The organism is Microcoleus sp. Aus8_D2, from assembly GCF_036702665.1.
In the GTDB taxonomy this organism is placed as follows: Bacteria; Cyanobacteriota; Cyanobacteriia; order Cyanobacteriales; family Microcoleaceae; genus Microcoleus.
Genome location: NZ_JAUBUN010000003.1, coordinates 105,671 through 127,945, shown reverse-complemented (window position 1 = coordinate 127,945; position 22,275 = coordinate 105,671). Strand labels below are relative to the sequence as shown.

20 protein-coding genes are annotated in these 22,275 nt (G+C 46.7%); 7 read left to right on the top strand and 13 right to left on the bottom strand.

Going from position 1 to position 22,275, the window contains the following annotated elements; all coding sequences use genetic code 11:
• Window positions 1–78: 78 nt before the first annotated feature.
• Together QUB64_RS03700 and QUB64_RS03695 are read right to left on the bottom strand one after the other, a co-directional pair.
• Entirely contained in the window at window positions 79–564 is a 486-nt protein-coding gene (locus QUB64_RS03700) for an ester cyclase (RefSeq protein ID WP_333267621.1), read from the bottom strand.
• 61 nt (window positions 565–625) lie between these two features.
• The gene (locus QUB64_RS03695; RefSeq protein WP_333267619.1) at window positions 626–1,420 is read right to left on the bottom strand and encodes an SDR family NAD(P)-dependent oxidoreductase; all 795 of its coding nucleotides are present in this window, start codon (window positions 1,418–1,420) and stop codon (window positions 626–628) included.
• A gap of 257 nt (window positions 1,421–1,677) precedes the next feature.
• Here QUB64_RS03695 and QUB64_RS03690 point away from each other — a divergent pair, with 257 nt between their 5' ends.
• Window positions 1,678–1,896, top strand: coding sequence for a hypothetical protein (locus QUB64_RS03690; RefSeq protein ID WP_333267617.1), 219 nt, complete (start codon window positions 1,678–1,680; stop codon window positions 1,894–1,896).
• A gap of 443 nt (window positions 1,897–2,339) precedes the next feature.
• Here QUB64_RS03690 and QUB64_RS03685 read toward each other — a convergent pair whose 3' ends face one another.
• The 8 genes from QUB64_RS03685 to QUB64_RS03650 form a co-directional block, all read right to left on the bottom strand.
• Window positions 2,340–3,281, bottom strand: coding sequence for a GNAT family N-acetyltransferase (locus QUB64_RS03685; protein WP_333267615.1), 942 nt, complete (start codon window positions 3,279–3,281; stop codon window positions 2,340–2,342).
• A 214-nt stretch (window positions 3,282–3,495) separates the two neighbouring features.
• Window positions 3,496–3,978 carry a hypothetical protein gene (locus QUB64_RS03680; RefSeq protein WP_333267613.1) on the bottom strand — a complete coding sequence of 161 codons (483 nt, stop codon included), beginning with the start codon at window positions 3,976–3,978 and terminating at the stop codon, window positions 3,496–3,498.
• A 216-nt stretch (window positions 3,979–4,194) separates the two neighbouring features.
• Window positions 4,195–4,611: a VOC family protein gene (locus QUB64_RS03675; protein WP_333267611.1), complete on the bottom strand. Its 417-nt coding sequence runs from the start codon at window positions 4,609–4,611 to the stop codon at window positions 4,195–4,197.
• A 150-nt stretch (window positions 4,612–4,761) separates the two neighbouring features.
• Window positions 4,762–5,052 carry an antibiotic biosynthesis monooxygenase family protein gene (locus tag QUB64_RS03670; RefSeq protein ID WP_333267609.1) on the bottom strand — a complete coding sequence of 97 codons (291 nt, stop codon included), beginning with the start codon at window positions 5,050–5,052 and terminating at the stop codon, window positions 4,762–4,764.
• 4 nt (window positions 5,053–5,056) lie between these two features.
• Complete coding sequence (locus QUB64_RS03665) at window positions 5,057–5,596, bottom strand: GrpB family protein (RefSeq protein WP_333267607.1); 540 nt, start codon at window positions 5,594–5,596, stop codon at window positions 5,057–5,059.
• Between the two features lie 82 nt (window positions 5,597–5,678).
• Window positions 5,679–6,224 carry a GNAT family N-acetyltransferase gene (locus QUB64_RS03660; protein WP_333267605.1) on the bottom strand — a complete coding sequence of 182 codons (546 nt, stop codon included), beginning with the start codon at window positions 6,222–6,224 and terminating at the stop codon, window positions 5,679–5,681.
• A gap of 466 nt (window positions 6,225–6,690) precedes the next feature.
• Complete coding sequence (gene nuoB, locus QUB64_RS03655) at window positions 6,691–7,404, bottom strand: NADH-quinone oxidoreductase subunit NuoB (protein WP_333267603.1); 714 nt, start codon at window positions 7,402–7,404, stop codon at window positions 6,691–6,693.
• 276 nt (window positions 7,405–7,680) lie between these two features.
• Complete coding sequence (locus QUB64_RS03650) at window positions 7,681–7,809, bottom strand: hypothetical protein (protein ID WP_333267602.1); 129 nt, start codon at window positions 7,807–7,809, stop codon at window positions 7,681–7,683.
• Between the two features lie 72 nt (window positions 7,810–7,881).
• Between QUB64_RS03650 and cax the strand changes: the two genes are divergently transcribed.
• Window positions 7,882–8,991 carry a calcium/proton exchanger gene (gene cax / locus QUB64_RS03645; protein WP_333267600.1) on the top strand — a complete coding sequence of 370 codons (1,110 nt, stop codon included), beginning with the start codon at window positions 7,882–7,884 and terminating at the stop codon, window positions 8,989–8,991.
• A gap of 837 nt (window positions 8,992–9,828) precedes the next feature.
• Window positions 9,829–11,901, top strand: coding sequence for a serine/threonine-protein kinase (locus QUB64_RS03640; protein ID WP_333267597.1), 2,073 nt, complete (start codon window positions 9,829–9,831; stop codon window positions 11,899–11,901).
• Window positions 11,902–12,203: 302 nt separating this feature from the next.
• Here QUB64_RS03640 and QUB64_RS03635 read toward each other — a convergent pair whose 3' ends face one another.
• Window positions 12,204–12,842, bottom strand: a complete 639-nt coding sequence (locus tag QUB64_RS03635) for a transaldolase family protein (RefSeq protein WP_333267595.1) — start codon at window positions 12,840–12,842, stop codon at window positions 12,204–12,206.
• Between the two features lie 386 nt (window positions 12,843–13,228).
• On the opposite strand from QUB64_RS03635, the gene QUB64_RS03630 reads away from it, so the two are divergent.
• Both QUB64_RS03630 and QUB64_RS03625 read left to right on the top strand, forming a co-directional pair.
• Complete coding sequence (locus tag QUB64_RS03630; protein WP_333267593.1) at window positions 13,229–13,456, top strand: hypothetical protein; 228 nt, start codon at window positions 13,229–13,231, stop codon at window positions 13,454–13,456.
• A gap of 455 nt (window positions 13,457–13,911) precedes the next feature.
• On the top strand, window positions 13,912–15,171 hold the full coding sequence (locus QUB64_RS03625) for a glycosyltransferase (protein ID WP_333267591.1): 1,260 nt from the start codon (window positions 13,912–13,914) through the stop codon (window positions 15,169–15,171).
• Window positions 15,172–15,275: 104 nt separating this feature from the next.
• Here the strand turns inward: QUB64_RS03625 and QUB64_RS03620 are convergent, their stop codons facing one another.
• Window positions 15,276–16,439, bottom strand: coding sequence for a quinone-dependent dihydroorotate dehydrogenase (locus tag QUB64_RS03620; protein WP_333267589.1), 1,164 nt, complete (start codon window positions 16,437–16,439; stop codon window positions 15,276–15,278).
• Between the two features lie 361 nt (window positions 16,440–16,800).
• Here QUB64_RS03620 and QUB64_RS03615 point away from each other — a divergent pair, with 361 nt between their 5' ends.
• On the top strand, window positions 16,801–19,719 hold the full coding sequence (locus tag QUB64_RS03615) for a sensor histidine kinase (protein WP_333267587.1): 2,919 nt from the start codon (window positions 16,801–16,803) through the stop codon (window positions 19,717–19,719).
• A gap of 301 nt (window positions 19,720–20,020) precedes the next feature.
• Here the strand turns inward: QUB64_RS03615 and QUB64_RS03610 are convergent, their stop codons facing one another.
• On the bottom strand, window positions 20,021–20,479 hold the full coding sequence (locus QUB64_RS03610) for an ABA4-like family protein (protein ID WP_333267585.1): 459 nt from the start codon (window positions 20,477–20,479) through the stop codon (window positions 20,021–20,023).
• A gap of 483 nt (window positions 20,480–20,962) precedes the next feature.
• On the opposite strand from QUB64_RS03610, the gene QUB64_RS03605 reads away from it, so the two are divergent.
• Complete coding sequence (locus QUB64_RS03605) at window positions 20,963–21,976, top strand: leucine-rich repeat domain-containing protein (RefSeq protein WP_333267583.1); 1,014 nt, start codon at window positions 20,963–20,965, stop codon at window positions 21,974–21,976.
• The last annotated feature ends 299 nt before the right edge of the window (window positions 21,977–22,275 follow it).

Below are 22,275 nucleotides of genomic sequence, written 5' to 3'. Positions count from 1 at the left end.
ACCCGCGGCCAGTAACTTAATCCCAGTCAACAGATAGCCTTGATGCGATCGGGTGCGTGGGCATTTTCAGATATCACCTCAACGGGAGGCAGACTTCTGAAACAGCCTCGATGCAAAACCCTTCAAAATGTGCGGAATCAACTTCGGGCCCGGCAGAAAAACAATCCCTAGCTGCTGCATCAATCCAAGTGCATCGCCTTGCCCCCAATGCTCCACAATTTTACCGTCTTCTAGGCGATCGATGTGCATAATTGACAGCTTGATTTGTTGGCCAGTGGGAGGCAGACTCTGAAACTCTCCCAGATGCGTCGCTGTAAATATCCCACAAGTGACAATTCTATCTCCTGCCACAATCACTTCCTCAAAGACGTGTTCGCCATTGGCAAAGGCAAGATAGAATGCCATGCCAAATCGCTTGAAGCCTTCACTATCTAAAGGCTCAGGAATACCAGCCAGATGAGCAACAAAATTTGGAGCCAGCACGTTTAAAGCTCGCTCCATCTGGCGATCGTCAAATGCTTTGTAGAAATCCAGAACCGTAGCTTTGTTTTGTTCGGTTAACATTGACAGCTTCGTTTTGAACAAAATTGTAACCGATCGATCGCGCACAAAGACCTAATTCAAGCTAAACGATCGATCGCACGACACCGCCTTCCACTCGCAAAGCAGCCCCGTTAATAGCAGAAGCAACTGGACTCGCAACAAACGCCACAAGTGCAGCCACCTCCGAAGTCTCAGCAAAACGCTGGATCAGCGACGAGGGGCGCATCTTTTCAAAGAATTCTTTCTCCACCTGTTCGGGAGTCACCTTTTGGTTTTTTGCCAATCCTTGAATAAAATCTTCTACTCCTTCGGATCGCGTCGGTCCCGGCAGCACAGAATTAACAGTTACATTGCTACCGACAGTCATCTCTGCTAAACCCCGGGCGAGGGAAAGTTGCGCCGTTTTCGTCACTCCGTAGTGAATCATTTCTGCTGGAATATTGATTGCAGATTCGCTAGAAATGAAAATAATCCGCCCCCAATTCTTAGCCAGCATTAATGGCAGATATTTTCGAGAAAGTCGCACTCCACTGATGACGTTGACTTCCAGAAAATTCATCCACTCATCATCATCAATCGCCTCAAAGGCTTTCGAGCCGTAAATTCCCAGATTGTTGACCAAAATATCTACCTCTGGAACTCGATCGAATAATTCGCCCGCGCCGCTGGCAGTTCCCAAATCCGCAGCGACGCCTTGCAGCTTGGCATTGGGAGCAATTTCTTTGATTTGGTCGATCGCCCTTTTCACCCGTTCTTCCGTGCGTCCGTTAACAATCACCGTCGCACCTTCTTGAGCGAGTTGGGTAGCAATTGCCAAGCCAATTCCGGCTGTTGAGCCGCTAACAAGTGCTATTTTTCCCGATAGTTTTAATTCCATTGTTGTCATCCTCCAAAATGAGTATTTTTGATTCGCTTGACGAGATTTGTTTAACTATAAATAATTACACAAAACCTCTAAATGTAGAGTGTACAGTGCGATCGGCGGCGGCTGTTCTCCCGAAAGTTGATAGAGACCCTTTTGGGGGCGATCGCTGACACATGGCGGAGGACAGTAGCAAACTAATCCAGAAAATAGTTATAATGTACTATCTAATTGCATGACTGTAAATACTGCAAGTCCGTACTTACAAAACAATGAAAACATCAACTCCTATAAACGATATTTTGCAAGCTATATCTGACCTTACTTTGGAGGAACAATCTTTTATAGCTGAAATTCTCACAAAAATGGCGATCGAATTAAAAAGAAGTCAAATTGCCTCAAGAGCTAAAGAAGCTGAGGATAATTACAGATTGGGCAATATTAATACTGGTACTGTTGACGATTTAATGATGCGTTCAAGCGAGGATTGAGCTGATTTATGATGAGCCATTCCTACGAATATTAGACAAGATTGCATTCATTCACAAATTATATTGAAACTATCTGCGTCGCTCTGTGTTCATCTGCTTTTAATCTGCGGTGACTGTATTAATCAAAAATTTATGCAAGAGGTCTATTGAAAAAAAAGGCGCAAGAAACACCCTGAACTCGTTGAAAGATTTCAACAGAAAATTTCTATGTTTACCAAGGAGCCATTTCATCCATCTTTCAAAACACATAGTTTAAGCGGAAATCTCGAAGGTTACTGGGCGTTGAGTATTACCTAGGAGTATCGGCTTGTCTTCAATTTTATCTCGGACAGCAAAGTGCTACTAATTGATATTGGGACTCACGATGAAGTTTACTAGCAGTTCCTAAGAATCTGATTAACAGGTGGGTAAATGTCTGTTAAATATCGCCAAACAAGCTTGCATTAGCGCCAATCATCCAATACAAAAACCTCTGGTCGATTGTAACCGGGATCGTTGGGGCTGTGCATTGCTACACCTGTACTTTCAGTGCGAAAACCGCGAGAAACCATTTTACCATAAGCGACATCGTGGCTCGTATTCACTCCAGCCCTCAGATGCAGCATTTTTTGACTCGCCCCAAACGCTTCACAGACATCGAGCAACCGTTCAAATAGCTCGCCTGCGCGCGCTCCGGGCCGCACAGCTCCAAATTTGACATAGCATACATCAGTACCAGCTTCGGTACCAGCACCGCAATGACAAACCGCAAATCCCGCCAAACCTTTGTCATCCCAAAGCAACACCGTATCGCCCAAATTTTGAGCCTCAACTGCCAAAATCTCCCGCGATAAGTCCAGCCCTGGATAAATAGCATTCGTCAGGTGGTAACATTCTTTCAGAAAGTGCGATCGCTCCTGTGAATTTAGTTCAGAGTATTTTATTACCGGAAAATCCCACTCAACTGATTGAATTGGTTTTGCCATGATAAATGTCAAAAAACGCGGGTAAAACCCGAATTTTTGATAAAGCCCGTGGTGTTTTGGGCTGTTGGGAAAAGTAAATAAACCCGCCTGTCGCGTGTCCCATTCCGAGAATTTGTCGATCGCACCTTCAATCAAAAGTTTAGCAACACCTTGACCCCAGAAGTCAGGATGAACGCTCAGCGGCCCAAAAAAACCGACACTGCCCCAACAAACAGCTATATTCGAGCCAACTAGCTGCCCGTCAACCTCCGCTGCGAATGCGGCTGTCGGATCGATTTGCGATCGAGTTTGAACATAGCTCGCATCACCACAAAAATCAGTCGGTTGAGCCAATCCAATAAAAGTACCAAAAGCCAGTCGAAAGATATTTTCAGCCGTCGCCAACTCATTTTCTTGAAGCAGTCGAATAGAGATGTTCATTGGGTGCGAACTCCGTTAAAAATGCGAAAAATGTTAATTGGAAAAACTGCCGTTTCAGATATCAGAGTATATGTAGGGTGCGTCGAAGAAAGAAAATCCCTTGCATAAAGATCGAAAATCTCATAGCGACGCACCTAACAAACAGCGCCAAGCGAAAGCCACCTGAGTAGTCGATCTGCTCAGGTTGGCCCCTAGAATTTGCCCCTGTCAAAATTTAAGCGATCGCCTCAGCGGGTTCCGCTACAAAGTTCCCGAGCACCTCCGGCTGTTGAGTGAATGCCAAATATTTCGCGGTCATTTCTGGTGTCAGGAGCTCTAACATCAAATGGTTTTCTACCCAGAACTCAATCACATCAAAGAAAGATTCGCGATCGCAGCGGACAACCCGCCAACCTTCGCGCACTCCAATTTGTTCAATCTCGGTTTGACGGCTAGGGACGGAGACGGCCGCATGAGTTGCTGTAAATTGAGACGCCTGAGGATTCTGCATGAAACCGCACCCATCCGGCCCGGAGCCGGGAATGAGTTCAGATCCTGAAGGATAGACTTCAATGGCTGTCCCGTGTTCATCCATCGCGACCACTATGTAACTGCCGGGATGAGGTGGAAAAGGCACCACTTGACCTTTGAGGATTTCTGCCAAGACTTGGGCAACGTGCTGGGGGTTTTGAGCGGAAATGGAAATATGATGGATCATAAAACCTCTCTTGATATCTGTAGTTGTGGACTAAATCGGAATGTAATGACGCTGCCATGATAGCAACTTTGGGGATACAAGAAACGGTGTAGAGTTGCGTGCTGCATGGCACATTTACCGTTCAGGACTATTCCAATTATATGCCACTGTCAGACGGTTCCTTTCGTCCGCCCACCCTGCTGTGCAAGTGCAGTTAAGCCTCTGTACAGCCTATTTTCAGCCAACCTTCTCCACCGTAAATCCAATTTCTTGTCCGTAGGACAATTCCAGAGTATGACCGTCCGGGTCTCGCAAAAACGCCCAATAGCCGATCGGATATCCAGAATCTTTTGGTTCATCAACCAGCACGCCTTCTTGACGTGCGTTATCGCAGAGAGAATCCACATATTCCCGACTCTTGCAGCCAACTCCCAGGTGTGCCAGCCCAGACAAAACCGGATGTACAGAGTCGGTCTGAATTAGCACAATTACAAAAGGACGAGTGCGATCGGAAAGCCATACCACAGCAACACCTGCTGCTGCATCAATCCGGCGGTGAACGACCTGCATTCCACCATATTTCGAGTAGAATTCAATACTTTTCTCAACATCAGAAACTGGGAGTGCGATGTGAGTCAGACCGATGTCAATCATTGCTTATATTGCTCCTTGCTGAGACTTCAAATTTTACAAATACTCCCGGACACAGGAGAGGTTAGAAACCAGTTTTTTTTACTAAAATCTTTCGCTCTAGCCTTCAGATCGGGTAAATAACCCGGTTTCTTTAGTCTTAATGCGTAAATTCTAAAAAATAACTTCGTAATGTTCCACTGTCGGAAATGGATCGTAAAAGCGATGCAATAACGAACGCCACGTTTGATAATCTGGCGATTGTCGAAATCCCACAATATGGTCTTCCAAACTCTGCCACCGCACCAGCAGAATATAGCGATTTGTTTTTTCTATACAGCGTTGCAGCTCGTGAGATATATACCCCGGCATAGAAGATATAATCGCTGAAGCTGTTTTGAAAGCGGTTTCAAACTCAGCAGCCATCTTAGGTTTAATATCAAGAATTGCAACTTCTAATATCATAGGTTTAATCAGATGCTCTCCACTGGGCAGCCTTCATATCCATCGCTTTAATAAATCCAGCTTTTCCGTCCATATACCCCTGAATATTATCATAGTATTTATTTGCGAGTTCTTGTTTGAGTTCGCTGTATTGCTGTGCATCTTCAGGATGGAAAATCATATAATCTCGAAATATTAGGTGGCGCCCTATTTGTGGTGAACTCACTTCAAACGTGTGAATGTGGTGCGTTCTAATCCCTGCTTGATTCACCTTGCGAAAAAAACGCCTACCTGATATCCCAAACTCACCCATTGCTTGATAACCTAATGCCTCAAGTGCTGAGTTTTGTGTATCCACTTTGATAATATCTTTGACTACAACTAGCATATCGATAATCGGCTTTGCATGAATTTGTGAAATTGCTGTGCTACCAATATGATGTATAGCGATCGCATTTTCGGTAAGTGCAAGTGCAATCTGTTTTGACTCAGCCTCAAAAGCATCTCGCCAACTTGGATCGTGCGGGACTACTTCTACTTTGATAAAATCTACTTTTTTTGACATGATTGATAATTATTTGCTACTTTTGTGGTTTCAGATTGGTTGGCGATCGCATCTAACCACCACTGATTGAATGGTTACTCATTTATCGGCGCGCCAAGCTCTTAAACATACGGACAACCGGGAGAAACTGACTGTTTGGGAGCCCAATTTCAAACCGATCGCCCGCCCGGTAGCCAAATTTTGTGTAAAATGGCTCTCCCGCCAGCGTTGCGATCGTCTCAACGTCCTTAAATCCAGCACCCTCAGCAGCCTGTTCGCATACTTGCATAATCCGAGTCCCAATTCCTCGGCGTGCCCGTGCTGGATCGACAAAGAATGCACGAATCTTGGCTGAGTCGCTGTCGGGATTGAGCAGGCTGTCTTCTTGATTATTTTTGCCTGAATCACCTCCATAAAGGGTTTTTCGCTTGCTCCAACCACCGCAACCGACTATTTTGTTATTGTGTTCAGCAACAAAGTATGTTTTGTCTTGAATTAGTTGGCTGTCAACTCCAAAAACTGTGCCGATCGCACCTTCAATCTGCTCAGAAGTGTAGTATCCTGCTTGCAAAGCTCTAGCAGAATCTGGAATTAAAGTTGTCAGCTTAGGAATGTCTTGTAAGCAAGCTAATCGAATACAAAAATCCATTTCATATGGTGTCCGTTTAATTAATCGCAGTCAAAATGGTTCGTAGTGAGGACTTCAGTCCTGATTTTTGCGGACTTCAGTCCTCACTACAAACCTAGTTTATCATTGATTTGTAGTGAAGAATTTAGTTTAATTAACCGCAGTCAAAATGGTTCGTAGTGAGGACTTCAGTCCTGATTTTTGCGGACTAAAGTCCTCACTACAAACCTAGTTTATCATTGATTTGTAGTGAAGAATTTAGTTTAATTAACCGCAGTCAAGATGGTTCGTAGTGAGGACTTCAGTCCTGATTTTTTTTGCGGACTAAAGTCCTCACTACAAACCTAGTTTATCATAGGTTTGTAGTGAGGACTTCAGTCCTGATTTTTTTTGCGGACTAAAGTCCTCACTACAAACCTAGTTTATTATGGTCTTGGCTGCGGAGTTGATATTAGTCGGTGAGACTCGTGCAAGATGTGAGTTTCAATCACGATCGAGCTTCGATCGCCCGAATCGATTCCAACTCCCGTAAAGCCGGCAATCCCGAGGCGACAAGTTCAGGTGGCGGAACCTGATGGGTTTCCAGGTATTTTCCGTCGTGAATTACCTGCACCACGTTCATCCGGTGAGGGCGGGTGTAGTAACGGTGGGTTGGTTCTGTCTTTTGCCGTTCTTGCAAGCTGTCGTTGGCAATTTTCTTGCGTAATTTGACGATCGCATCCATGATTGCTTCTGGCCGCGGCGGACATCCGGGTAAATAAACATCCACCGGGATTAATTTGTCCACACCCCGCACCGCGGTAGGAGAATCGGCACTAAACATTCCGCCCGTAATCGTGCAAGCGCCCATCGCAATTACATATTTGGGCTCCGGCATTTGTTCGTAAAGCCGCACCAAAACCGGAGCGTACTTCATCGTAATCGTGCCTGCGGTAATCATCAAATCTGCCTGTCGGGGAGACATTCGGGGAAATACACCGAATCGATCCAAGTCGAAGCGGGAAGCGAGCATGGCGCTAAACTCAATGAAGCAGCAAGCAGTGCCAAACATCAGCGGATACAAACTAGACATTTTTGCCCAGTTGCAGAGGTCATCTACTGTTGTAAAAATCACGTTTTCCGATAGCTGTTGCGTGACTTCGGGATAAGCGGCAGGATTGGCGATCGATAAATCTTCTAATGTAATGTCAGGTGAATTCATGTTAACAAAAATCCTCCATCGATCTAGCTGTTGGTTCTTAGTTGACAGCTTTACACTGTCCGAGCCATGTTTGACAGAGCGATCGAACCCGTAGAAAAATTTATGAAAATGTCCGTGAGATTATCTGATTTAAAATTGGGTTCAAAAACTTGAATGACAAACACAGTCTCTGCTCAATTATGGCATCGCATTTTAGCTCCCGCCACTAACTGTCAGATATCTTGACACTCCCGCAGTCTCTCATCTTGATAACAGGCAATTTATCTTTGTAGCAGCTTAGTTTTCGGCTGAGTCATTTTCAAAAGCTTTGGCAAGCTTTTCCATCTTTATTAAGTTATGTTCGCAAAATTTTGACCAAAAAACGTGAGTGCGATCGCCCGCCCCCAGCTTTAAAGCAACACTCAACTCATTTCCACTTCCATTTGCTACACTTGATGGCAGGCTATGATTGACGGTTGGGAGCTTTTCAGAATCTAAATGCTAAACACAACCAACGTAATTTCCAGCCTGCTGTTATTTATCCCAGTTTCGATCGCCGGACACTTTCTCGGCTGGGAATCCTCCACAATCTTCATCACCTCCGCCCTAGCCATCATCCCTTTAGCAGCCTGGATGGGTACGGCCACCGAAGAAATCGCCGTCGTCCTCGGCACCAACTTGGGGGGTTTGCTGAACGCTACCTTTGGAAATGCCACGGAATTAATTATCGGTATCGTCGCCCTCAACGCGGGACTAATCGATGTTGTCAAGGCCAGCATCACCGGTTCAATTATCAGCAACTTACTGCTGGTGATGGGATTTGCGATGCTGCTGGGCGGCGTGCGCTACAAAGAACAAGAATTTCAGCCGACTGTCGCGCGGTTAAACGCTTCCGCGATGAACTTAGCTGTGATTGCCATTTTGGTGCCGACGGCAGTTCATGTCACCTCTATTGGCATCCCTTCAGAAACTATGCAGAACCTCTCTAGCGCTGTTGCTGTAGTCCTGATTGTTGTCTACGTGCTGACGCTGCTGTTTTCGATGAAAACCCACAGTTATCTGTACGATGTAGGGGTGGCAGAAGTCGAAATGCTCGAAGAATTAGCCGAAAGTAATTTAGCACCAGACAGTCCCGACCACAAGGTCAATCTGCCGTTGTGGATTGCGGTACTGTTAGCCTGTACTGTCATGGTGGCGATCGAGTCAGAACTTTTGGTTGGTACTCTAGAAGAAGCAACGGCGCGTTTGGGGCTGACATCACTATTTACCGGGGTGATTTTAGTGCCGATTATTGGCAATGCGGCCGAACACACGACGGCGGTGACGGTGGCAATGAAAAATAAAATGGATTTGTCGGTTTCTGTGGCTATGGGTTCGAGTTTGCAAATTGCTTTGTTTGTTGCCCCGGTGTTGGTTTTGGTGGGTTTTATCCTGGGCAAACCGATGGACTTGAACTTCAACCCGTTTGACCTGGTAGCGGTTACGGTGTCGGTGCTGATCGCGAATTCTATCAGTTCTGATGGCAAGTCTAACTGGCTCGAAGGTACTTTGCTGTTGGCTGCTTATGCGGTTTTGGCGCTGGCGTTTTTCTTCCATCCCGTAATCTAAGGACTCGTTTAAAAGGCCAAAGAAGGAAGTTCGGCAACGGATTCGGTAGCGGATGTAGCGGATGTAACGGATGTTAGGAAGAAGGAAGTTCGGCGTACTCGCAATGTGCGGGATTTAACGGATGTAACGGATAGAATTCCCGATTACTCATCATTGATTACTGATTATCCATCAGTTCTGCCGTCATGGGGAAGAGGGAAGAAATAAGGAAGGAAGAGGGAAGAAAGAAGAAGGAAGCAAGAGGGAAAAAAGAAGAAGGAAGGAAAAGGGAAAAGGTATTAGGCAGATTTTTGTCCCCCACTCTCCCCCTCTCCCCATCTCCCACTCTTCCCCTCTCCCCCTCTCCCACTCTCTCCCCTTCTCCCACTCTCCCTCTCTCCCCCTCTTTTATTTCTTCCTTCGAGAGCGGTCGTGGCGATCGTACAAGGTCAAGCGGAAAACGAGCTAGAGTTCACTCCGCTTGACATTAGCGACGCAAAGGATTTAAATCAAGAGTGCTCATCAGTCTTGTACTGGGTGTGATACGATCGTCCTAAGTTGAAAATTGAGTATAACTAGACAACGTAAAAACTTAACTGGATTGTTGAGTACGCAGTCACACCGATCGGTGTTGCCGTCTGGGAAAACTCGGTTTTTAACAAAAACCTCAGTCGATCGAGAGGACTAATTAAGTACGGTAAGGCATACCGGAATTCACGCTTGAGGAGAAGACAGCTTTACTTGACCTGGAGTAATCCAGTCCCAAGCAAGTGACTTCGCTGAATCAAGAATCTCAGTCACCAAGAGTGCTGAGAGTGTCAAAGTAAAACTTGATAGAGCAACCTCAATCAGGGTTATGTGGCTTCTGTGAGTTATTGCCTCAATCCCAAATGCCCGAATCCCTCCGATCCAGCCAACTCTGGCAAATCCGCCTGTATCCACTGCGGGTCTGAACTTTTGTTGCAAGGTAGATATCGGCTAGTCGCGCCTCTCGGAGGCGGCGGCTTTGGCAGAACATTTGAAGTGGACGACAACGGCGCCCGAAAAGTGCTCAAAGTCCTCCTCAAAGAACATCCCAAAGCTGTAGAACTGTTTAAGCAAGAAGCCGACGTATTGGTCAGGCTGAGACATCCAGGTATTCCAAAGGTCGATCGCGACGGTTATTTTACATTTACGCCAGCTCACAGCACAGAGTCTTTTCACTGTCTAGTGATGGAGAAAATTGCTGGGGCCAATTTGCAAGACTGGCTGAAACATCGGGGCCGCCCGATCAGTCAAGAACAAGCTCTGAATTGGCTCAAACAACTGTCGGAAATTTTAGACCAAGTTCACCGACTCAACTATTTTCATCGGGATATCAAGCCGCACAATATTATGTGCAAGCCGAACGGGCAGCTAGTGCTGATTGACTTCGGGACTGCTCGGGAAGTGTCGGCGACTTATTTCGCTAAGGTGGGCCAAGGGCAAAATGTCACTGGTATTGTTTCTCCTGGCTACACGCCACCCGAACAAACTAATGGTAAGGCTGTTCCGCAGTCTGATTTTTTTGCTCTGGGGCGCACTTTTGTTTATTTGTTAACTGGGAAGCCACCGACTGCGTTCCCAGAGAACCCCCGCACGGGCAGATTAATGTGGCGCAAAGGAGCTCCTCAGGTTTCCGACCCCTTGGCTAATGTCATCGATTATCTGATGGCGCCTTTTCCCGGAAATCGACCTCAAAGTCCGCAGATGGTTTTGCAGTGCTTGGAGGAAATTAATCTCGACGGCGCGGAAACTCAGTTGCCGACTCAGTTACCGACGACGGGGCCAACTAAAATTCGCGGAACTTCCGGGGCGTCGGGGGCGACGAAGCAGACTTCCGTAAACCGCCTCAGACCTCTGAATTCTGGTGGCTTGAACAAGCCTGAGCAAGAGGTTTTAGATTGGAAAAAGAAGTTGCTGGCGGGCGCTGCTGTTTTGATGCTGGGTATTGGCGCGTCTCAAATTTACGGTTCGATGCGTTACGGGGTGTTTCCGGCAAATCCGGTGTGGCTGCTTTCTAGTTTGCCTAGCAGTCAGTTTTTGCAAAAAAGTTTGGATAATGTCGGAAGTGTAAATGCGATCGCCCTGTCGCCGGACGGTCAAACCTTGGTGAGCGCCAGCTTTGGGACTATTAGAATTTGGAATCTGAAGACGGGACGCCTGGTGCGGACTCTCAATCCGGTGCATTCTAAAAAATCGGTCAACACGCTGGCGGTAAGCCCGGACAGCTCGATTTTGGCTAGCGGCGGCAATGACAATAATGTGATTTTGTGGGATTTGAAGACGGGGCGGCGGGTGCGGACAATTGCTGCTCACAAAGCCGCCGTCAACGCGATCGCTTTTAGCAGCGACGGTCAAAATCTGGCTAGCGGCAGCGATGACAAAACTGTTCGGTTGTGGAATGTCAGAACCGGCAGCAGGTTGCTGACTTTGACTGGCCACACTGGAGGAGTAAACGCGATCGCTTTGAGCCGGGACGGTGAAACTCTCGCTAGTGGGAGCGATGACAAGACTGTGCGTTTGTGGAATCTCGACACCGGAGAAGTCAGAAGAATTATCACAGGCCACGGGGGTGCGGTTAATGCTGTGGCTTTTAGCCCGAACGGGCAACTTGTGGCTAGCGCTAGCAGCGACAATACGATCCGTGTGTCGAACGTGCAAGACGGGAAGCGCACTCGCACTTTTAAAGGGCATTCGAGCTGGGTGAGGACGATCGCCTTTAGCCCGGACAACCGCAGTTTGATCAGCGGGGGCGGAGATATTATTGTTTGGGATTTGAAGACGGGAAAAGAAAGAAACACTCTTTCTGGTCACAGTCAGTTTGTGAATTCTGTTGCTATTGCTAGAGATAGCAAGACTTTGGTGAGCGGCAGTCCCGATCGCACTATTAAGATTTGGCGAATGCCATAGTCATTTGTCAGTTGACAGTTGACAGTTGACAGTTGACAGTTGACAGTTGTCAGTTGTCAGTTGACAGCGTTAATCAGTTGACAGTTGATAGTTGACAGTTGACAGCGTTAATCAGTTGACAGTTGACAGCGTTAATCAGTTGTCATTAGTCATTAGTCATTCCCATGCCCAATGCCCAATGCCCAATGCCCTATGCCCAATGCCCTATGCCCAATGCCCTATGCCCAATGCCCTATGCCCTATGCCCAATTCCCAATTCCCAATTTTCCAATAATCAAGATGTTGTGCAATGAGATTTGGTATTATCCCAAAATGCCCCGCCCGTTTTTGGCAAATTCATCTACTGTTTGCTGGGACAATTCGTGAACGGCCATCGCTTGCAATATGTCCAAAGGCAATGTCAAATGATGGGCGCCAGCTAATAAAGTCTTTACTGCTTCTTCTGGCGATTTAATGCTTGCTGCCAAAATCTCTGTATTCGTTCTCTGCAAAACATTTGCCATATCTCGCACTAAGGCAAAACCGTCTCCGAGGAGTCGGGTGGCGCGATTCACGTAGGCGATCGCATATTTTGCCCCTGCTTCTGCGGCAACAACGGCCTGGGCGGCGCTGTAAATGGCTGTCACCGCACAAGGAATTTCCGGCGACAATTGCGCTACTGCTTGGAAGCCCGCCGCCGTTGCTGGAACTTTCAAAACTGTTTGTCGCCCGATCGACTCAAAAGCGGCTTTTCCTTCTGCTACCATGCCATCAAAATCAGATGCTGTTAGCTGATAGTACAGTTCCCCTGGAATCAGTTGTGCCAATTGTTTTAGTGTCTCCTGAGGAGATAGCTCGCTTTTTGCCAAAAGTGTCGGATTAGTAGTAATTCCCGCTATCCATCCGAACTTGCTCGCCCGTGTGGCTTCCGCTACAATTGCAGTATCAACATAAATCGCCATCGGCTCTACACCTTTAGTTTCTTAATAATTTCCAGACGCTTGCTTTCAGCTTGATAGCGATCGCAGCAAAATTAATTGTTAAGCTTTAACAATATCATAATCTCGGAAATATTACTGTTAAGTAAATATAACAATTCAGTGATGTGCATCACCTGCAGTAGCGCGAGTTTTGAATTCAATAGAACTTTACGTAAAAGCACCGGCTTTCTCATGGAATGTGGATAGGCGCTGTTGAAGATCGCTCACAAATGAGATCAAAACTTTCAAGTCTGTTGGTAACTGCGATTCTCGGGGACTGAAAAATTTATTTCCCAAATCCCGGATACAGATAAGTTGTATTTGTAGTCATGGTTATGTATCTAATCACTCAAGGAGGTGACTCAGAAATGACCGAAAAAGAAAATCAGTACCCACAATTCAGCTTTGAGACGTCTTCTGAACCAGCCCAATCGGAAAAAGCACCAGAAACCGCTGACGAATTTTCGGCAAATGTTAAGCCTGAAAATGCGTTTCAACTTATTCAAAATATCCAACAAGATACTTTAAAGGCTGTAGAACGTTTCTTGATGGTGAGCATAGATTGGAAGCTGTCAGAAATTTCCAAACGCAAGTAAGTTATGGAGTGCTACCGCAACGGGAAGTTATGAGTTATGAGTTGTGAGTTTAGTGGTAATTTTTGCTAAATTCACAAGTTATAACTCAGGAAATTAAAGAATTTTAGTTCATTATTTTAAAATCCCGTGTGTAGTGAGGACTAAAGTCCTCTTTTTAATGACTTAAATCTTAAACGTAGCGCTGATGACTTTTATTTTATGCCTTTAAACTGCCCCAAAAAAGTGGGTTGAGGACGGGTAACGCGCACTGACCACAGCGCTTTGATGACGGCAAAAAGTTTGTGTCAAATATAGCGATGTATGCTAGGTTGGCGAAATTTCCCGGAATCCGGGGATACCAAACCGCCTGTAGGCCCTGTAGATAGGCCTCTCGGTGCTTCGGAAAGCACCTTACAAATATAATTTGGAATGAACTGGGTTATCCTAGAGGTTATGCCAGTGGAGAGGTTTTGAGGATGAGTCGAATTGTTTTCACTACAATTGGTTCTTTGGGCGACCTCCATCCTAAAATTGCGATCGCCCTGGAAATGCGAAAACGCGGTCATGATGTCGTGTTTGCAACCCACAAGGAATATCAAGCCAAAATACAAGCCTTGGGATTTGAGTATCACTGGATGCGGCCTGATAATAGCGCTCTCGACGATCCTCAAGAGATGGCGCGGATGATGGATTTACAAACAGGCTCAGAATATATAGTGCGAAAGTGGGTTTGTGCGAGTTTGCGCGAAACTTATGCGGACTTGATGAATTGTGCGAAAGATGCAGATTTGATTTTTGCAGGCGAAGGTGTTGTGGCGGCTCGATTAGTGGCAGAAAAATTGGGGATGCGATGGGCGTCAAGTGCGATGGCGCCGATCTCGTTTTTCTCTGTTTGCGATCCGTCGGTGTTACCTATATTTCCATTGCTAGCTAAGCTGCGGGGGTTTGGATCGATCGCCAATCAAGCAGTTATTAACTTTGCCAAATTGGTCAGCAAGTCTTGGGGCGAACCGGTGCATCAATTCCGACAGGAACTTGGATTACCTCCTTTAAAAGGCAATCCCTTTATTGATGACAAGTTTTCACCGGATCTCGTACTGGCCCTGTTTCCTTCTGTTTTGGCAAAACCGCAACCGGATTGGCCGCCCAATACAGTTGTTGCAGGCTCGACATTTTACGACGGAAGTGACGGTGGAACGGAACTAGAACCAAAAGTTAAGCAATTTTTGGATGCAGGGGAACCGCCAATTGTTTTTACTCTGGGTTCGGCCGCAGTGATGGCTCCGGGTAACTTTTATCAGGAAAGTATTCAAGCGGCTAAGCTGTTAAATCGTCGGGCGGTTTTGTTGATTGGTAAAAATGCGCCTCCCAAAAATCTTTCTGAAGATATTCTGGCTGTTAGCTATGTTCCATATTCTCATATTTTCGATCTTGTGGGGGCGATCGTCCATCAGGGAGGGATTGGTACGACAGCTCAAGCACTGCGGGCCGGCCGCCCAACTCTTGTAATGCCGTACAGTCACGATCAACCGGACAATGCAGCGCGAGTGGAACGGTTGGGAACGTCGCGGACTGTGGCGCGCAAAAGTTACACGGCTTTGCGGGCTGCGCGAGAGTTGAGCGAGTTGTTAAATAATTCTATGTACGCGGAGAAAGCGGCAGAATTGGGGCGGATTGTTGGGGCACAAAATGGTGTTTTTGTTGCCTGCGATGAGATTGAAAAACTGCTTGGATAATCTGCTATTTTGGTGTAAAATCATTACTCATTGGTAAGCCAAGGTAATTCATTATTATACATAAAACCAGGTTTTAAACCCTGTCGAACTGTCGGAATGTCGGACTATTTAATATTTTCGGAACCCACGGCTTCGGAAATTGAATTAAATCCTTTTTCTTCTAATTTTTGCAGCAAACCTTGGAGAATGCGGCGCACCATCCAAGGCCCTTCGTAAACCCAACCTGTATAAACTTGAATTAAACTTGCGCCGGCGGCGATTTTTTCCCAAGCATCTTGGGCGGTGAAAATGCCGCCTACTCCAATGATTGGTAATTCGCCTTTTGTATATTGCCAGATAAATCGGATGACTTCGGTCGATCGCTCTCGCACTGGAGCCCCGCTAATTCCGCCCGCTTCTTCGGCGATGGGTTTGCCGGTTTCTCGCAAGATTTGTGTTTTTAATCCGTCGCGGCGGATGGTGGTGTTGGTGGCGATAATTCCTGCTAGTTGGTAGGTTTTTGCTAAGTCGAGGATGGATGCGAGATCCTCTTGTTCCAAATCCGGCGCAATCTTGACTAAAATGGGCTTGATTCCCCGATTTTCTTGTTGCAAAATTTCCAAAATTGTGCTAAGCCCAGCAGCATCTTGGAGCGATCGCAATCCAGGTGTATTTGGAGAGGAAACGTTGACTACAAAATAGTCGCCCCAATCTTTGAGCAGCTTAAAACTCTCCAAATAATCGGCTGCTGCCAGCTCTAACGGTGTTACCTTAGATTTACCGAGATTGATGCCCAAGGGGAAAGGAGACTCAGGCATGGGGCGCTGGGCATCCAATTTTGACTGTTTCTGTGCTGCCTGAAACCGGGCTGCCATTGCTGCGGCTCCTTGATTGTTAAATCCCATGCGGTTGAGGGCTGCACTGTCGCGAGACAAGCGAAACAAGCGAGGTTGGGGGTTTCCCGGCTGCGCTTGCGACGTGACTGTACCGAGTTCGGCAAAGCCAAAGCCAAAATTTGCCCAAATGTCGGCAGCTACGCCGTTTTTATCAAATCCCGCTGCTAAGCCGACAGGATTTTTGAAGCTCAGTCCCCACTTCGATTGTTCGAGGCGAGAATCTTGGACTCCCAAAGATTTCTGCAATCGGGAGAGCATTTGGCTGGTGGCAGGGTTTGACTGGGTTCTGGCTGCGAGTTCGAGAACTTGGAGAGTGCGGTTGTGCAGCCACTCGGCATCGGTTTTTAATACGGAAAACAACAGCGGGCGCACACCTGATTGATAAATATCCAATGACTTGTCCTGGGGCAATTGACAAATGAGCAGGCTAGTAGATTTGAGATTTGAAATTTGAGATTTGAAATTTACAAGGGCAGATGAATCTGGGAGATTGAACTTTAATCTAAAATTTGGGTATCGACCCTCAGGAGCGTCGGAAAGCAAGTATCCGTTTTTTGGGCGGGATCTATAAAAATATTCAGGAGGAGACTGGGAAGGGGAGATTTTTACTTCAACTTGGATCGACTTTATCCAAAGTTTTAGATTGAATCATAATTGAGACGACTATATTATAGGTTGATTCTTTGGCATTTGGATTTTTTTAATTTTTAAGTCGGTAATTGGAAATTGGACAAAGGTGCGGGGAAGGTGGGAAATGGGGCACGAGCAAAGACCGAAGGATTTAGACGAACAAATCGCGGCGCTGGAGCGGGTTCTCCAGACTCTCCGAGAAGAGGAGAATGTGGAAGTGCTGGTGGAGACGGCACTGGCTTACTTGCAAGCTGAATTTGACTGGCGGTTGATTTGGATCGGGTTGTACGATCGACAGGCGCACCGATTGTTAGGGAAAGGCGGCATGACTCCTAACGGCGATTTGTCTTTTCTCAAACAGCGGTTTTCCCTGAGTCCGGGGGATTTGCTGGAACAAGTGGTGATTCAGCTCCGGCCCGTGGGAGTCCCGGATTTGCGATCGGAAAACAGAGCCGGAGAATGGCGCAAAGCTGCTCAAACTTACAATATTCAAGGTACGACTCTGTTTCCGCTGCGCTACAAAGACCGCTGCTACGGCGTGATTTTGCTCGGCACGGAGGTGTGGGGATCGTCGCCCAAGCCGGCGGAAAAAACGCAGTTGGCGATCGTATTTGGAGCGCTAGCAACTGCTCTTTATCAAATAGAAAAAGATTGGCAGCGACAACAGGTCAAACACCCCGACGAGTCTCTTTTGGCGCTGATTTCGCAGTTGCGGGAACTGCGATCGCTCGACCAATATTTGCAAGCGGTAGTGGAACAAGCCCATGAATTTATCGAGCCGACGCGCACCAATGTTTACTGGTTCGAGCGAGAGCGCCGCTATTTTTGGCGCCGAGTCAGCAACCGCCAAGTTGCTCCTGGTTTGGGCTCGATCCGACCGGCTTCGGGCATCACCGTGCAAGACTTGGGCGAATTTTATCAGGCTTTAGCTAGGGAAGAAATTGTTTGGATCGGTGAATCTCACAGTTCTCTGAAAACTGAGCTGACGGGGCGGTTGATGCAGCAAATCCGCGCTCGCTCTCTGTTGGCGGCGCCGATAGTTTTAGAAGGGGAATTGTTGGGATTTTTGGCAGTGGAAGCTGGCGAGCCCAGGATTTGGCAAGACAATGAAAAACATTACCTGCGGGGAGCGGCGCAGTTAGTGGCTCTGACTGCTCCTTTGTCGGAGATGGAGGAGAGGATTGAGGAAACACGGATCGATCGAGATTTAACTGCCGGCATCGCTCGCGCCATCTACAGCGATGCTGACTGGGAGGCGACTTTGAAAAATACGGCCGAGCAGTTGTGCTCTCGGCTCAAGTGCGAATACTTTTTGCTGTTGCTGTACTGCGAAGAACAAAATCGCTTTGAAATTGTCTGCCAAAATCTGCCCCGCAACCGCAGACAAGTGCCGTCGGCGCTCAACGCCCTGGATGCGGCTGACGTGGGGCTGCTGCAAGAAAGCGGGGAACCTCTGGCGATTGAAAATTGGGAGGAAGACGTGCGGTTGGGGGCTTGGCGGGAAGTGCTGGTGGAAGCGGGGGTGCGATCGCTTTTGGCATCGAGCACTCGTGGGAAACACTCCGAGGGAGAAAACCTCAATCGCAAATCAAAAATCAAAAATCCAAAATCGATCGAGGGTTTGCTGGTTGTCGGGCACAGTGCAACTCGCACTTGGAGGCGCACAGAGCGAGAATTAGTTCGGGTAGTCAGCCAACAGTTAGGATTGATCCTGCACTCCTGGCAGCAGAGTTCGGAAATTGAAAAATATCAGCAATTTGAGCGATCGATTAAATCGGGTTTGGCGGTTTTGCAGCATTCTGGCGAGGAGCAATCAGGGCAACAGATATCTGCTGCTTCAGCGAGGATGTTCCCAGAGTTGCCGCTGCAAAAGCTCGATCGTAACTTTGCCCAACACGTTTCTATGACAATTGCCTGTCCTTTAGTAGCCATAATTACTTGGAATCCTGGCTCCGAGTCCGGTTCAATCTCTGCAGCAGTAGCTGCCAATCCCGTATTTGCCCTCAATCCCGAGGCCGTGATTCCCGTGCAAACAGATGCTTTGATCCAACAAACCCTGGTGGCTAACGGCGTGCTGCAACAGAGCATGAGCGAACTGCCGCTGGCGACGAAGCGGTGGCTGCGCAGTCCGGGAATTGGCGAGATTCTGGCGGTGGCGCTGCGGAGTGCGCCTGAACACGCTCCTGCGGGCATAGTGGTGGTTGCGGACGCTGCGGGCCGCCAGTGGTCGGAGTTGTCCGTGAATTTACTGAGTTCGATGGCGTCTCAGTTGGCTTGGTGGCGCAGGTATTTGGCGGTGCAATCGGCCCTGGAGTCGCAGCGATTGGATCTGGAGCTGCTCAACTGGTACAAGCAGCGCCGTTTTGAGGATTTTTACCGCACTGTGGGAGCGGGGGTGAAGGAGTTGGGAGAGTTGAGTCAGTCGATTTTGCAGTCGGCGAAGGAACAAAAGGATGCTCTGAAAACTTTGCGCTACCAACAGGTTTTGCGGCAAATTGGCAATGCTTTGGGGTCAATTCATTTGGTGCTGAAACAGGAACAGTGGCGGCTGCAATTCGGACAAGATGCGGTGCCTGTGAGCGCTTGGTTGAGGCGATCGCTCGATCGCACGGCCCCCCTGGTCAAACAGTCGGAAATCTTGCTGGAAGTGAACAGAGAGACTGCTGTGTCGCTGCCTGCGGGGCAGACTTTGAGCGTTCGCGGCGACAGCATCAAGCTGGATTTGATCCTGTGCGAATTGCTGGCGCAGGCTTGCAGGCGCTCTGGAGTTGGTGACAAGATTGAGATTCGCTCTCTGATGTTGGGGGAAGATTGGCTAGAATTATCTGTGATTGATAGCGGCGAGTGCGATCGACAGTTACTTGCTGGCTTCAACGGCGGTTCTCACCCGGATATATTGGCGGTGGCGTCCAATAGGTCGATCGTCCAAAATCTCTTAATTTGTCAGCGAGCAGTACGCTTAATGGGGGGAGACTTTTCCTTAGAACTTTTAGACAATAACTTAATTGTCGCCCGCTTAGTGCTGCCCCTAGCCACATCTTAAAATTCTACAGGTTCGATCGTTCGGACTTCAGTCCGCAGGCTATACCAATTTAAAAAATCCTTGCTACAATAATGGATGTTTAATTTGTTCGCTCAAATATTGTCGATGGTGCGTCGCTCGATAGATTGTTCGCCTCTTTTGGGATACTATCGATGGATCCACACCCTACCAATATCGTTGCATTGATTTGTCACGCTTGGTATTAGTAGTGAGGACTTCAGTCCGCCTCCTTAAATCCTCACTACCAACACCTGCATCCAAAAATGGATGATTAACATCCAATATCTTAAAAACCCTCTCCTTAAACCGAAGGACTAGCAGTTTCCGCCACATCAGAACTCGGGAAAAACCTTTCAGTAATCCAAGCAGTTAAAATATGAGAAAGCAATCCCATCGGCCCAGCAAACAAACACAAAGCCAAAGAATGAACAGTCCAAACACCTGTCCGCTGTCCTTCCAAATAAATCCAGCGTCCCACAAACAAATCCATCACTAAAAAATGAATCCATCCCGTAGCAGCCGCCGTTTCCTCCCCCAGAAACTTAGCAATATCTGCTAACTTAGGATTCGACAAAGCAGCGGCATTTTCGGGAGTCAGACTGCTACCAAACAAATATATGTACAAGACGGCGAGCACTGCAAAGGGAATAAAGGAATTCATCACTTTTCGGGTAATTCCCCAGTTTGGCAAGAAAATCATAATTGCCCAGAAAGGCAAAACGAATAGATTACCTGCATTGAAAATTAGTTCTGGCGTCATAGTTGGCTGTTGGCTCCTGCGAATGAATGCAATAAACGATGTTAAGATTACTTTACACAATTTTTGCTAACATTTCTCAAAAACCGCAAAAATCCGATTCACAAATTTGCTTGTTACCAGGCTCTTCCTGGCAGGGCATATCTGTGAGGAAGAGCCTCGTTTTACCTCGCAGCTTATAGGAAAAAGGATTATAAGAGGTGTTTAAGTTATTAAGTTTTCGTTCCTAAGAAGGACTGAAGTCCGAACGATCAAACCTGTAAAAAAATTAGTTGGTAGTGAGGAATGCAAGTCCGAGCGAAAGAAGGACTGAAGTCCTCAGTACAAACCTGTTTTATACTGTAGTGAGGAATGCAAGTCCTCATCAAGAAGGACTGAAGTCCGAACGATCAAACCTGTTTGACGCTCTACTTATCGTCGGTGCGCTCTTCTAGAACCCTAAAGATAGGTTTTGCGTTTAGGACTGAAATCTAAAAGCTAAAATCCATGACAACAACTTATAATAACTTTCCCGATTGGTGCAAGCACAAAGACAATCTCTCTCCCGGCGCCAAACATACCGTAGAAATACTGTTGCAAGTATCAGATACTTCCGAGTGCGATCGAGCCAACGAACTGCTTTCTAGTATAACAGAACTCAACCTTAAACTTACTCAAATTACTGATATCAGTCCCCTGTCATCCTTCACTCAACTTACCAGTCTCAGCCTCGACAGCAATCAAATATCCGATCTCGCTCCCCTGCAATCTTTAACCAAGTTGAAAACTCTGGTGATGGATGTCAATCAAATATCAGATATCAGCCCGCTTTCATCTCTGACAAATCTGACTAGACTCGTTCTCGATACCAATCAAATATCAGACATCAGTCCCCTGGCGCCTCTGATTAATCTTATCGAACTTGTCTTGTTTGACAACGAAATATCAGACATCAGTCCAGTGAAAGCTTTAACTAACTTAAAGGCGCTGATTTTATACAAAAATCAAATTACCGATCTCGCTCCTCTGGTAAATTTAACTGAACTTCAGACACTCTACCTTTACAAAAACCAAATATCGGATATCAGTCCGCTGGCTGCTTTAAAAAATCTCACTACGCTGTTTCTGTTCGAGAATCAAATATCTGATTTGACTCCGTTGAAAGCTTTGACTAATCTCAAGAAACTGGTTTTATTTGAAAATAAAATATCGGATATTAGTTTTTTGGCAGATCTAACTAATTTAGTTGAACTAAACCTCGGCAACAATCAAATATCAGACATCAGTTCGCTGAAATCGTTAACTAATTTGACTCAACTTTATTTGTTCAATAATCCGATTGCTGATATCAGCGCGCTGCAAACTTTGAAGAATTTGTTTGTACTCGATTTGTACAACAATCAAATCTCTGATATCAGTGCACTGCAATCTTTGCAAAAGTTAACGACGCTTGACTTGCGCGGGAATTCGATTGTCAATCAGATTTGCCCGGTCACTCCGGCATCAATTTGTCGGTTTTAATTGTTAAGGCGGTGGCGAAATCTGGGTGTTTATGATAAGCTATCCAACGTCAGTATCAGGAGAAAGTTATGAGCGGACACGATGCTTTGATGTTAGGAATGCTGTTGTTGCCCGGTTTGGCTTTGTCGATCGCAGTTATGGGCGCTTTTGCCGCTGGTGGATAAAATGTTCGTAGTGAGGACTTTAGTCCTACTCTAAACGATCGGAGGACTAAAGTCCGAACGATCAAACCTGCGCTTTTGCCGCTGGTGGATAAAATGTTCGTAGTGAGGACTTTAGTCCTCTTCTAATTTTGAAGA